The 13202-nt window shown below is 49.1% G+C and carries 8 protein-coding genes and 1 tRNA gene; 2 read left to right on the forward strand and 7 right to left on the reverse strand.

Annotated features, from left to right (window positions below; all coding sequences use genetic code 11):
* Nucleotides 1-33 precede the first annotated feature (33 nt).
* Entirely contained in the window at nucleotides 34-1245 is a 1212-nt protein-coding gene (locus tag RWJ43_RS00655; RefSeq protein WP_314006716.1) for a galactokinase family protein, read from the forward strand.
* Entirely contained in the window at nucleotides 1236-2873 is a 1638-nt protein-coding gene (locus RWJ43_RS00660) for a UDP-glucose--hexose-1-phosphate uridylyltransferase (RefSeq protein WP_314006717.1), read from the forward strand. The genes RWJ43_RS00655 and RWJ43_RS00660 overlap by 10 nt, the downstream gene beginning before the upstream one ends.
* A 756-nt stretch (nucleotides 2874-3629) precedes the next feature.
* Here RWJ43_RS00660 and RWJ43_RS00665 read toward each other — a convergent pair.
* The 7 genes from RWJ43_RS00665 to ribF form a co-directional block, all read right to left on the reverse strand.
* The gene (locus tag RWJ43_RS00665; protein WP_314006718.1) at nucleotides 3630-5285 is read right to left on the reverse strand and encodes an ABC transporter permease subunit; all 1656 of its coding nucleotides are present in this window, start codon (nucleotides 5283-5285) and stop codon (nucleotides 3630-3632) included.
* Between the two features lie 15 nt (nucleotides 5286-5300).
* The gene (locus RWJ43_RS00670) at nucleotides 5301-6809 is read right to left on the reverse strand and encodes a sugar ABC transporter ATP-binding protein (protein WP_313993211.1); all 1509 of its coding nucleotides are present in this window, start codon (nucleotides 6807-6809) and stop codon (nucleotides 5301-5303) included.
* Nucleotides 6810-6913: 104 nt separating this feature from the next.
* The gene (locus tag RWJ43_RS00675) at nucleotides 6914-8215 is read right to left on the reverse strand and encodes a substrate-binding domain-containing protein (protein WP_035430942.1); all 1302 of its coding nucleotides are present in this window, start codon (nucleotides 8213-8215) and stop codon (nucleotides 6914-6916) included.
* Nucleotides 8216-8510: 295 nt separating this feature from the next.
* Nucleotides 8511-8585 (reverse strand) — tRNA-Asn (locus RWJ43_RS00680).
* A 119-nt stretch (nucleotides 8586-8704) separates the two neighbouring features.
* Nucleotides 8705-10072 carry an RNA polymerase sigma factor RpoD gene (gene rpoD, locus RWJ43_RS00685; protein WP_314006719.1) on the reverse strand — a complete coding sequence of 456 codons (1368 nt, stop codon included), beginning with the start codon at nucleotides 10070-10072 and terminating at the stop codon, nucleotides 8705-8707.
* Nucleotides 10073-10192: 120 nt separating this feature from the next.
* The gene (gene dnaG / locus RWJ43_RS00690; protein WP_314006720.1) at nucleotides 10193-12175 is read right to left on the reverse strand and encodes a DNA primase; all 1983 of its coding nucleotides are present in this window, start codon (nucleotides 12173-12175) and stop codon (nucleotides 10193-10195) included.
* Nucleotides 12165-13202, reverse strand: coding sequence for a riboflavin biosynthesis protein RibF (ribF, locus tag RWJ43_RS00695; RefSeq protein ID WP_314006721.1), 1038 nt, complete (start codon nucleotides 13200-13202; stop codon nucleotides 12165-12167). Before ribF ends, dnaG begins: the two co-directional genes overlap by 11 nt.

Raw genomic sequence — 13202 nt, forward strand, 5'->3', positions numbered from 1 at the left:
GTAGCTTCACAGCACTAAAGGGAAAGGAACACCATGGCTCACACGTTTGACGAGAAAACCACAGCTCAGCTCAATCGCGCAAAAGAGCACTTTGAGCAAATGTTTGGAAAAGCTGACCGCTATCTTGCGGTACACGCGCCTGGTCGCTCCGAGATTGCAGGAAACCACACAGATCACGAGGGCGGTCATGTCATCGCTGGTGCCCTGGATGTTGCTATTGATGCAATTTGCGCCCCTAACAGCCTGGGCGTTATTCGTGTAGCCAGCGTGGGATATGATCCTTTTGAGGTTGACTACACAAATCTAGAGCCCACCGAAGCTGAGTATCTGAGCACTAAGGCTATTGTTCGTGGTATGGCAGCAAACCTGGTCAAACTTGGTTTTGAGCCATCCGGCTTTGACATGGCAGTAGTTAGCAATGTCCCTGGTGGTGGTGGACTTTCTTCCTCTGCTGCGTTTGAGGCTGCAGCAGGTCGCGCAATGGAAGCACTCTGGAAAGGCGGCTCCGAGGTTTCTGCGGTTAAGCTTGCTCAGATGAGCCAGAACACAGAAAACGTTTACTTTGGCAAGCCGTGCGGCCTTATGGATCAGCTTGCTGTTTGCCTTGGCGGCCTTGCCTTCATGAACTTTGAGGATTCTGCAGAGCCCAAGGCAGAAAAGCTGGACCTTAACTTTGAGGATTACGGCTATGCTCTCTGCCTTGTTGATGTTGGCTGCGACCATGTTGCCTTCACAGATGAATACGCAGCGGTCCCTGTTGAGATGCAAAAAGTTGCAGCGGCCTTTGGCAAGGCTCGCCTCTCTGAGGTTCCCGTTGAAGACTTCCAGGCTCGCGTTAATGAGCTGCGAGAAGAGCTTGGAGACCGCGCCCTTCTCCGTGCTATCCACTACTGGTATGAGAATGACCTGGTAGACAAGAGATGGGTAGACCTTCAGAATTCCGATATTGAGTCCTTTATTGCACTCACTAACGCTTCTGGCGCAAGCTCCGGCATGTACCTGCAGAACGTTTCTACTTCTGGCTCGTATCAGCCAGCAATGCTTGCCCTCGGTTTGGCCGAGAGCATCTTAAAAGGTTCTGGTGCCGTTCGCATTCACGGTGGCGGTTTTGGTGGCTCTATCCAGTGCTTTGTTCCTCTCGCTCTAGTCGAGACCTTCATCGCACAGATGAACCAGTGGTTTGGCGAAGGTGCCTGCCGCCACTACGCCATCTCTGACCAGGGAGCTTGTGCACAATGGCTGTAGCAGACAATGAAAGCGCGCTTTGCATTCAGCAGCTTGTCGCGTATGCATGCGAGCGCGGACTTATTCAAACTGAGGATTTGACCTGGTGCTATAACGCGCTGTTGGACATGCTTTCGTACGAGGGTCCCGCTCCCGTTAAGCCTTGGGAGAAGATTGAACTGGAGTCGTTTGATCTTGACCAGACGCTTGCCGAGCTTGCCCGTCTGGCTGTTTCTCATGGACTTGTCGAGAACACCCAGAGTGGCGAGGACTCTTTTGCCATGCGTGTTATGGGCCTTCTGCTGCCAAAGCCTTCCGAGGTCGCACGTCATTTCAACGAGTTGTACGCTTCTGAGGGACCTCGCGCTGCAACTGACTGGTTCTACACACTCTGCTGTGATGCTGGCTACGTCAGAAGAAGCGCCATTGCCAGAAACATTACCTGGACTACGCCAACTACCTGGGGAGACCTTGAGATCACCATCAACCTCTCCAAGCCAGAAAAAGACCCTCGTGAGATTGCAGCAGCTAAAACAGCTCAAAACACTTCTGGCGAGAAGTACCCCGCATGCCAACTCTGCCTGGATAACGAGGGCTACTCCGGACGCGGCGCTTCGTCTGGCGCGGGTGCTCATCCTGCTAGGCAAAACCTGCGCATCATCCCCATTGAACTCAATCAGCATCGTTGGGGATTCCAGTACAGTCCATACGCGTACTTCAATGAGCATTGCATTGCTATGAACTCGGATCACATTCCTATGCACATTGATCACGAGGCGCTCGTCAATCTCTTTGACTTTGTGGATAGATTCCCCCACTACTTTATTGGCTCTAATGCCGACCTGCCTATTGTGGGTGGATCGATCCTCTCGCACGATCACTACCAGGGCGGATGTTACGAGTTCCCTATGATGCGCGCGGAAGTTGCGGAAGAGTTTGAACTCAGGCAGTTCCCCGAGGTAGCGGGCGCGATCCTCAAGTGGCCGCTCTCTGTTCTCCGCCTCTCCTCCACCAGTCGAGAAGAAGCGCTCAAAGCAGCGGAATTTATCATCACTGCATGGCGCTCCTATACCGACGAGTCCGTCTCTGTTTATGCAGAAACTAACGGCGAGCCCCACAACACGGTTACCCCTGTTGTTCGCAAGCTGGAAGATGGCATCTACGAGGTCTTCCTTGCATTGCGCTGCAACATTACCAGCGAAAAACATCCGCTTGGCATCTTCCATCCACATGCCGAGTATCACCACATCAAGAAAGAGAATATCGGCCTCATCGAGGTTATGGGCCTTGCCGTACTTCCTCCTCGCCTTGTGCCAGAACTCAACAAAGTTCAGTCAGTTATGGAGCAGTGCCTGGCAAATGACAAGAAAGCCAATGCCGTCTACGGTCAGTTGACCACGGACTCTACTACAATCTCCCACGCCGACTGGGCGCGCCAGATTTACGCCAAGCTTCTTGAGCAGGGCGACGGTTCTAGCAAGGATGCTGCTTCAAAGAAGGGCAGCTCTTCCCTCTCGTCCGAGCAGCTTAAGAAGTACATCTACGACGAAGTCGGGATTGTCTTCTCGCACGTTTTAGAGGACGCCGGCGTATTCAAGTGGGACGAAGAAGGACGAGCAGCACAGCATCGCTTCCTCGAATCTCTGTAGCTGCTGCCGTCCACAGGTTCGCGCGCAGCTCACGATGCTTCACGAGCAAAAACGTCTGCGATACACGTAGTTCCACGAGCTTCAACGTACTATACAATCGCAAAATCACCCAGCAAGAGGGCCGAGAAAATCGGCTCTCTTGTTTTTTACCGCCAAACCATCAGCCACGACAGTTAAACAACGCGCAAGCACAGCAAAGTCAGATATTCTGTTGGATGTGGGGTCTGATTTGACCCTTCTAACACACCTATGTCGGATAATCTGTCGCAGATAGCTCTACTCAACGCCCTGACCACGCCTACGTCAGATAATCTGCATGTATCGAGAAGCCCGACCACAGTAAAGTCGGATAATCTGCATGTATCGAGAAGCCCGACCACAGTAAAGTCAGATAATCTGTCGATAGTTAACATATTTTTTGACATTGGTGTGTTATTTCTCTCTGAAACTGCAGAATATCAGCCATAGGTGTGCTCTCAGGGACAAAAATTGCAGATTATCCGACTTAGGTGTGTTGCGAAAATTCTAAACAGACATATGTCTAAATTGATACAGTGTTTTACCAGCTGCTTTGTAATTTTCCCGTAAAGTCACTTTTCCTTAACATGCAAGCGCTGTCTTTCGCCAAAAAAAAGAGGCGTCTACGTAAGTAGACGCCTCGAAACTTGCACGTGGTAGCACGCGTGTCCGTACTTGCAGCGCGTTTCCGCACTTGTGGGCGTAGCGGGCGTGGGGCGCGCGGCGCGGAAGCACCAGCTACTTCTTCTGGACGTACTTCAAGCAGTCAAGGGTGACAGCGGTCAGAATAATGACGCCCGAGAAGACAAACTGGAGGTTGGTGTCGATGCCAAGAATGGTCAGTGCATAAGTCAGTGCGGTGAAGATAAGAACACCAACGGTAACGCCGGAGATCTTACCAATACCACCGGTGAACGAAACGCCACCAACAACGCAGGCTGCGATTGCGTCCATGTCCCAACCCTGTCCGTAAGCTGCAGAGCCGGAGCCGACCATACGCATGCACTCGAGCCATGAACCAAATCCGTAGAGGATACCAGCCATAACAAAAGCGCCAACCATAACTCTAAAGACAGAGATACCAGAAACAGCTGCTGCCTCAGGGTTTCCACCTACTGCATAGAGGTTCTTACCAAAGGTGGTCTTGTTCCAGATGAACCAAACAATAGCAATAGCTGCGATTGCCCACAAAATAATTGATGGGAATTTGCCAATTCGTGGAATGACCATATCTGGAATAGATGGCTCAATAGCACCAAAAGAAACACCCTTTGTTGCATAGGTAACAATACCAAAGATAATCAGCATGTTAGCCATGGTCGAGATGAATGGGTGCATCTTAAACTTAGCAGTAAAGAAGCCAGCGATACTGGTAAAGCAGGTGCAGAGAACAATACAGGTAACCAAAGCCATGATGATTCTGACAGGAATTGGAATACCAGTAAGGTCAAACGTGATACCAAAGACCTGACCAGTATTGATGCCCTGGTGCATGATGATGGTTGAAGCAGTCATGCCCATACCAACCATACGACCAATGGAGAGGTCAGTGCCGGTAAGCAGAATCAATCCAGCTACACCAAGAGCCAGGAACATTCGAGGCGATGCCTGCTGAAGAATGTTGATGACGTTGGAGTATGTCAGGAGCTGAGTGCCCTTGACTGCTGGGGTAATGATACAAAGGGCAATGAATACCAGGAGAATAACAATGTACAGGCCGTTCTGAAGCAAGAATGAACGGGTGTTGAAGGTGTACTTGTAGTTCTCCCACTTCTGAGCCTGAGACTCCAGTGGAGTGAACTTAGACATCCTGAGAAGGTCGATGAGGTGATACTCATGACTAAACGCATTATGAGCACGGTCTTTGATGCGCTGAAGGTCTTTCTGATAGTTGACCTTTGCATCAAACTGACGGTTCTTATAGACGTACTTCTCGTCCTTGATTTCCTGAGCATCAGAAGTCTTGCTGACAGCCTCTTCATGCTCCTTCTTGAGGCGATCAAGAGCAGCAGCGTAGTTCTGCTTAGCCTGCTCCTTCTCAAGAGCACAGCTAGCCTTTACAGGCTCCAGGTACTCGTTCTTGTAGTGCTCCTTAAGATAAGCCTCGGCCTCTGCGATAAGCTTGGAGACCTGAGCGCTGTTCTCGGACTCAACCTTCTTGGCAAGCTCCAGCTCAGCCTTGTAGCCCTCAATAAGCGTGTTGCGCTCATCGGCGGAGATAGACTTATCGCGCTTTGTTGACTCAATAGCGCTTAGTGTTGAAATTACTTTGTTGGTACCATTTGCGCGAAGCTCATCAATCTGAGCCTGAATGGAACCAATCTTCTGATCAATAGGCTTTAGCAGCTCTTTTTCCTGCTCGGCCGTCAGAACAGATCCACCTGTTTTTGGCATTTATATCATCCTCTCCTACAGGTACTTTGCGCTGAGGCGCAGGAGTTCTTCTTGATTTGTCTCGTTGGTATTTACGATGCCCGAGAGTCTACCGTTGGACATAACGCCAATTCGGTTGGTAATTCCCAAAATCTCTGGCATCTCCGAAGAGACTACGATAATAGTGGTACCGCTCTTAGCCATATCAATAATGAGCTGGTAGATCTCATATTTAGCACCAACATCAATACCACGAGTAGGCTCGTCCATCAGGAAAACCTGTGGATAGCGCTCGAGCCATTTACCAAAAATGACCTTCTGCTGGTTGCCGCCAGAAAGACTTGAAATCAAGTCTGATGGACCCTGAGCCTTGGTGTTCATAACCTTGAGCTCGTTGACGGTAGCCTTAGTCATCTTAGGATCAGAAAGAATTGGACCAGCCTTGTACTGGTTCAAGTTTGCAATGGTTGTGTTAAACGTCAGGTCACCCTTAAGGAACAGGCCGTTTGCCTTGCGCTCCTCGGTAATCATGGCAAAACCGTGATCCATTGCCTCTGCAGCTGTCGAGAAGTTCATAAGGTGTTCGTTGACGTAGACACGACCGGCAGCTCTGGTTCTTACACCAAAGATTGTTTCAAGAAGCTCTGTTCTACCAGCGCCGACAAGACCATACAGACCAAAAATCTCGCCCTTCTTTACATCAAAGGTGACGTCCTGAAGGTATGGCTCATATTTAGTTGAAAGGTGCTGAATAGAAAGATACGTCTTACCAGGTGTGTTAGTAACATCTGGGAAGCGATTCTCAAGTGAGCGGCCGACCATTGCCGAGATAAGCTCATTCATGTTGGTCTCATTTGAACGCTTGGTCATAACAAGCTTACCGTCACGAAGAACTGAAATGTCGTCGCAAATTTCAAAGATCTCATCCATCTTGTGAGAGATGTAGACCAGAGAAATTCCCTGCTCTTTGAGCATGTGAATCATCTCAAAGAGTTTCTCGACCTCTTGGGTCATAAGCGAAGAAGTAGGCTCATCAAGAACAATAATCTTAGCGTTGTAAGAAATTGCCTTTGCAATCTCGCACATCTGACGCTGAGATACTGACATGTTCTTCATAGGCTGAGTTAGATCAACCGTCATGCCCAGACGCCTAAAGAGCTCGTTTGCTTCTTTTTTCATGCGTCCCTCGTCGACAACACCCATTGCATTAACGGGATAGCGACCAAGGAACAAGTTATCTACAACATTTCTATCAAGGCACTGGTTAAGCTCCTGGTGAACCATTGCGACGCCATTCTCAAGTGCGTCTTTTGGTCCAGAGAAATTAACCTCTTTGCCGTCAAGAAATATCTTGCCTTCATCTTTTTGATACGTACCAAACAGGCACTTCATCATGGTAGATTTGCCTGCGCCGTTCTCTCCCATAAGACCCATAACGGTTCCACGGCGTACGTTCATTGAAATGTGATCCAGAACGCGGTTACGTCCAAAGGACTTGCTCATTCCATCAATTGTTAGAACGATATCGTTTTCTGTATCTGCCATGTAATCACCCCTTATCTCGCTAAGTTATTGCGCTTATTCGCGAGAACACCGGAGGAGAGCAGGTGTCTCCCCTCCGGTATTGTTTCGTGCTATCGACTACTTAATTACTTAAGCAGCTGGGTATAGGAAGAACCGTTGTCGGTCTTAACCATGTTGAATGCAAATGCATCGTACTCGTCAGGGTTGCCAAGACGGTTGGTAATGTTGGACTCAGTCTGGCCATCGCCTGCGATGAACTCAACGTTGAGGTTGAGCAGTGGAGCATACTTCTTGAGCAGTGGTACATAGGTTGAACCAAGGAAGTTGTCGCCAGAGTTGTAGGTGTTGAGCCAAACCTTCTTCTCTGGGTGCTTGTCTGCGCTCAGCTGCTTAGAAGCCTCTGGATAGGTAGTGGTTGCGTCAAGGTTGTCCTTGTAGTTCTCAGCGGTAACTGCAAGGTTGAGAGCGTAGTAAGAACGCTGCTCTGCAACATACTTGTAGTCCTTGGAGTCAATCTTGTTGCCAGCATCGTCTGCGGACTCAATGCCGGTGTTGATATCAGCGCCGTCAAGAGCGTTGCGGAGCAGACGGAGAGTCAGGTAAGCCTGAACATCTGGGTGCTGGGAAATGGTGCCTGCATAGCCGTCAGCAATAGCTGCAACAGCGTCAGAGTTAGCGTCGTAACCAAAGGTTGGGACCTTCTGAGCCTTTGACCATGCGTTGAAGATGGACATGCCCATACCGTCGTTGTTGGAAACAACAACATCAATCTGATCGCCGAAGGAAGAAGACCAAGCAGCAATTGCGTTACCAGCGGTTGCAGCATCCCATGTTGCACCAGCGGTGTTCTTCATCTCCTGAGAAGCAAGCTCACGGATGGTGTAGGACTTGCCGCCGACCTCAAGCTTGCCGTCCTGAACAACAGAAGCGGAGCCATCGGTGTTGGTGCCTACTGGATCGGAAATAATCTTGCCGTCCTTCTCGATGCCAGTACCAAGTGCCTTACGGACACCACGAGTACGAGCGATAGAGTCGTTGTGACCAATGTCACCAATTGCAAGAACGTAACCAATAATGCCGTCCTTGTTGCGATCAAGCTCAGCTGCGTGAGCCTTGATGTAATCAAGAACCATCTGGCCCTGGAGCTCTGCACCCTGAACTGCATCAAAGCCAACGTAATAAGTGTCTTTGTTGAAGTTAAGAGTGTTTGTATCAAGCTCACCAGTGGAGCTGTTAGAAGGCTGACGGTTAAAGAAGACAACAGGCTTATCCTTGTTCTCTACCTTTGCATCTTTAGCGCCTTCCTCTTTTTTCTCGCTAGGTGCGCAAGCTGCAAGAACGCTAGATCCACCAACGCTAAGAACGCCTAGACCACAGAACTTTAGAAAACTGCGACGAGACACATCCATAGTAGTGACCTTTCTCATTTGTTATGCCTTTTGCATAACACTGACCTTAATGAGTACGTTAACAAATCTCATCACAGCTCTTTGTGAGATGTCGCTCAACGGTTGCAGAAATACCGTAAGCGTTATGTTTTGTACCTTTTACGGTGTCAATTTTGAAGTTTTTGAGGATAAATAAAGAAAAATCGGTCAAATGACCAAATTGTCGAGAAAATCGTCCTCTTCAAATCTGTGAATAAAAATATGCCTAATGCGAGAAAAGCAGAACGGTTCTTTAAACAAAAAAAGACCAGGCATTGCCTGGTCTTGAAAATTCTGGCTCCCCGAGCAGGATTTGAACCTGCGACACGCTGATTAACAGTCAGCTGCGCTACCGCTGCGCCATCGGGGAATATGTGTGCTTCTCAGCGGTGTTTAAGTATAGAGAGACATTCCAAACCATGCAAGCATTATTTAGAAAAAATTTATTCAAATTCCTCTTGCACAATCTCTCACACCTAAACCAAGAAGCTACTCCTCCATGTAGTCCTTAAGACGACCGGACCTAGAGGGATGACGAAGCTTTGCCAAGGTCTTGGACTCAATCTGACGAATACGCTCACGCGTAACGCCAAACTCCTTGCCTACCTCTTCAAGGGTACGAGGATGACCGTCCTCAAGACCAAAGCGGAACTTAATAACCTTACGCTCACGATCAGCAAGACCATCAAGAACCTGCTCAAGCTGCTCACGAAGCATTGAATCAGAAGCTGCGTCTGGTGGAGCAACAGCTGAAGAGTCCTCAATAAAATCTCCAAGCTGGGAATCTTCTTCTTCACCAATAGGCGTCTCAAGAGAGACGGGCTCCTGACTAATCTTCTGAATCTCGCGGACGCGATCAGGAGACATGCCCATTTCTGCGCCAATCTCTTCTGGAGAAGGATCTCTACCAAGATCTTGCAGAAGCTGACGCTGAACACGGATAAGCTTATTGATGGTCTCTACCATGTGAACAGGAATACGAATGGTACGAGCTTGGTCCGCAATAGCACGGGTAATTGCCTGGCGAATCCACCATGTAGCATATGTTGAGAACTTAAAGCCCTTGGTGTAGTCGAACTTCTCGACAGCACGAATAAGGCCCAGGTTACCTTCCTGGATAAGATCGAGGAACAGCATGCCGCGGCCAACATAGCGCTTAGCAATTGAGACGACAAGACGAAGGTTTGCAGAGATAAGCTGCTGCTTAGCGTCAAGTCCTACGGACTCAATACGCATGAGGCGGCGCTGTTCTGCACGGTTGAGCTCGATGAGGCCATCCTCAAAGTCCTCCAGCTTCTGGGAAGCTGCAGTACCTGCCTCAATCTTCATAGCAAGGTGAACCTCTTCTGATGCAGTAAGCAGGTCTACCTTACCAATCTCTTTAAGATACATGCGGACAGGATCGCCGGTAAGCATAACTGTGGTGGTATCTGAGCGACGAGCGCGAGCGCGAGAAGAACGTTTTGGCTTGGAGACTTTTGCCTTAGAAACAGAGCGGAGAGCCTCTTTAACCTCACGCGCCTCATTTACGGCATCAAAATCTTCATCATCTTCATCATCAAAATCAGATGAATCATCCAAGTCATCATCGGACGAAAAATCATCCTCTACGGCGTCATCTTCAATAGCGAAAGAAACGGTTGCTTCAGATGCGGTAGTAATCTCTACACCTTTAACGCGCAGCGAATCGTACAAATCAGAAAGCTCATCATCGTTAACGTCAACGTCACGAATGGCAACCTGAATATCGTCTTCGCTGATACTACCGTTAGACTTTGAAGAACTTACCAGATCATCAACAATTTTAGTAAGCTCATCTGAGAGTTTGACCTCGTCATTTGCCTTTTTTGCAGCCACAAATATCCTTTCGATAGATTAGCGCAAATCTTTATACCCAAAAGTTTCTCTACCTAATCAAACTACTCATTTTAATTTATAAAAAATCAGATGAGTAGTATCCCCATAAAATGCGTATTTTTACTGTCCTGAAGTTAGCCTCTTGCCTAGCTCAAGCGCTCGTGTCTGAAGCTCCTGCGCAGCAGCAAGTTGCTCTTCAGCAAGTGTTCCGCTTGAAGACTCCCCTGCATAAGAACTGGAGCGCAGATTTGATCGAATTTCTCGCAATTTGCGCTGTACCGAGTAGTAGTCAACAGTATCCACAATAAACTCAAGTGAGCGACGCGTATCGGAGTTACCCTCAGATATCACGCGACCAGAAGAAAGAATAGCTGCCGCATTTGGCTCAACAGCCGTAGCTGCGGCAACAACCTGTGCTGGCGTAGCGCCCTCTGGAGTAGCAAGCATGGCCCATGCCATGGTTTGATGACGAGCATCGGCCCAGACAAAGTCTGCAATACGGTCTTGATACTCTCGCACTAAAGACAAGTTTGTTGCCATAGCACTTAAGAGCTCAAGCTCTGAGTTGACTTGTCTGCGGTCTTCCGCGGAGAGACCCTGTGAGCCTCGTGGCTCATACGTATCAGCAGAAACACTATACGATGAAGGATCATCATATGGTGTCGCCTCGTTATACGGTGGAACATCATCGTATGAAGGACCCTCGGCATAAGCTGGAGTTTTAGGAGCAGAATTATACGAAGAGGTGTGGGCACTCTTCTGAGGCTGTTTGCGTGCCATCTTTGAAGTGCGCGAATCTGACGCGTCATCTTGAATAGGCGCGGCCTTAATCGCGCGCTTTGCTTCCTCAACATCAATATGAAGCAAATCGGACACACGAAGTGCATACTCGCTCAGCAGCACCGATGTCTTGAGCGGGGCCAACAGAGACGCTAAAGCCTCAAGCGCTTTGACTCGACCACCGGGTACAGATAAGTCAAACTGAGCTGTGGTGGCATCAAAAACAAAGTCCATAAGCGGGCGAGCTGCATCTAAGATAGGACGTAGCTTATCTGCACCTGATTCGGCGAGAAACTCCATGGGGTCCTGGTTATTAGGTAAAACAACACAGAGAAACGCAGCGGTTGTTTTATCGATAAATTTAATGGCACGAGCAGCAGCGTGTTGACCTGCAGCATCACCGTCAAACATGCAAATGATTTTGCGTGCACGCTGGCGATCGATGAGTTTGACGTGCTCAGACGTAAATGCAGTGCCTAGAGCCGCCACAGTGTTGGTAAAACCAGCCTCATGCATGGCAATAACGTCAGTGTAGCCCTCGCAAATAATGGCTTCGGACTGGGCAGCAATAGTCTCTTTTGCAACATCGTAGGCAAAGAGGTGCTTACCTTTATTAAAGACAGAAGTGTCCCTGGTATTAAGGTACTTAGGAGCGTTTTCTACCTTTTTAGTAATTCGACCGCCAAAAGCAATAGTTCTTCCCTGCTCATCATGAATAGGAAACATCACTCGATCATAGAACCAGTCGCTGATGCGACCATTGCGCTCAATGGCAAGGTTTGCAGCAATCATCTCTTGCGTGGTATAGCCACATTTACGCAGATGCGCTACAAGCGCGCCTCTGCCAGGTGCATATCCCAGCTTCCAGCGCTTGCAGACAGCCGCACCAAATCCGCGACCAGAGAGATATGCACGCGCCGCCTCAGGACCTTCTCCCCTTCCGCGCATAAGCATGGAGTGGAAGTAATTCTCGGCCTCGGTAAGGCACTCGATTAAGCGATTCTTGCGGGGACCCTTAGAAACACGAGCCTCTTCTGTAAGGGTAATTCCGGCTTTATCGGCAAGATATCTGATAGCGTCAGGAAAATCTAGATTTTCTCGCTTCATGACATAGCTAAAGATGTCTCCACCTTCGGAGCAAGCACCAAAGCAGTGCCAGAGACCCGTAGAAGGATTTATCTTGAATGAAGGGCTTTTTTCTTGGTGGAAAGGACAGCATCCCCAATAGTCCTGACCTCGGGGTTTTAGCTCAACTGTCTCGGAAACAAGCGTGACAAAATCTGTGGCTTGTCTTACGCGCTCTTTATCTTCGTCAGTTATCATCTTCCACCTCCCCGCTTCCTAAGTTATATGAAGTCGTACCCAGATTCTGGGCTACCCAATCTATATTTCCACGAACGGCACACTTGAGCTCTTCAAGCGAATCAAATTTTATAGATTCCCTCAGTCTCTTCACAAATACCGTCTGAACCTGCGAGTCATATAAGTTGCCGCTAAAACCTAGGAGATTAGCTTCAAGCAAAGGCCCTGTTTGAGACTGAAATGACGGAGCTTTTCCCACATTAACCGCAGCGGGCCATGCTGTTGCGCCGTGAACCACATAGCACGCATACACGCCATCTTGAGGAATGCAATCACGCAGGTCAAGCGAAACATTTGCAGTTGGAAAACCAAAACCAGTACCCTGACCTCGGCCGTGTTTGACTACGCCACTCACAAAGTGCCAGCGGCCCAACAGGCTTGCTGCTTCCTCAACTTTACCCTGCTCAAGCAAGTCCCTAATGCGAGTTGCAGAGATTTTCTGTCCACCTGAGCAAAAGAGCTCATGGGCGTGAACTGCAAAGCCATGCTTATGTCCAAGCGAGGTGAGCGACGCGCTTCCTTCAGCTCCTTGTGCGCCCAGGCCAAAGTCAGAACCCACATGAACGGACACAGCCGAAACACTTGGAAGCAGCTTGTCCTCAACGTATTGCGTAGCGCTCAATGCCGCAAACTCGCGGGTAAAGTGATGCACCAAGATGCCATCCACTCCCCATGCGGCAAGTGCACGAAGCCTGTCTTCTCCCGAGAGTAATCGTCGAGGAGACCCATCAAACAGCACCTCAACAGGGTCTGGCAGAAACGTCACAGCAACAAGTGGTACATTGCGAGCTTCGGCGTCCTTTTTTGCGCTGGCGAGAAGCCCTTGGTGGCCCTCATGAAGTCCGTCGAAGACACCAAGCACGCACACGCAAGGTTGCTTGTAGCAGTCAGAACGCAATGTATAAAAGTCGGCATCACCAAGCTCACGTGGAGCCGGCAACTCACTTCCATACAAAACGGATTGTGCTATGCGTTCTACCTTGTTCAA

Origin of the sequence: Lancefieldella parvula, assembly GCF_963530955.1 — a bacterium.
Lineage (GTDB): Bacteria > Actinomycetota > Coriobacteriia > Coriobacteriales > Atopobiaceae > Lancefieldella > Lancefieldella parvula_A.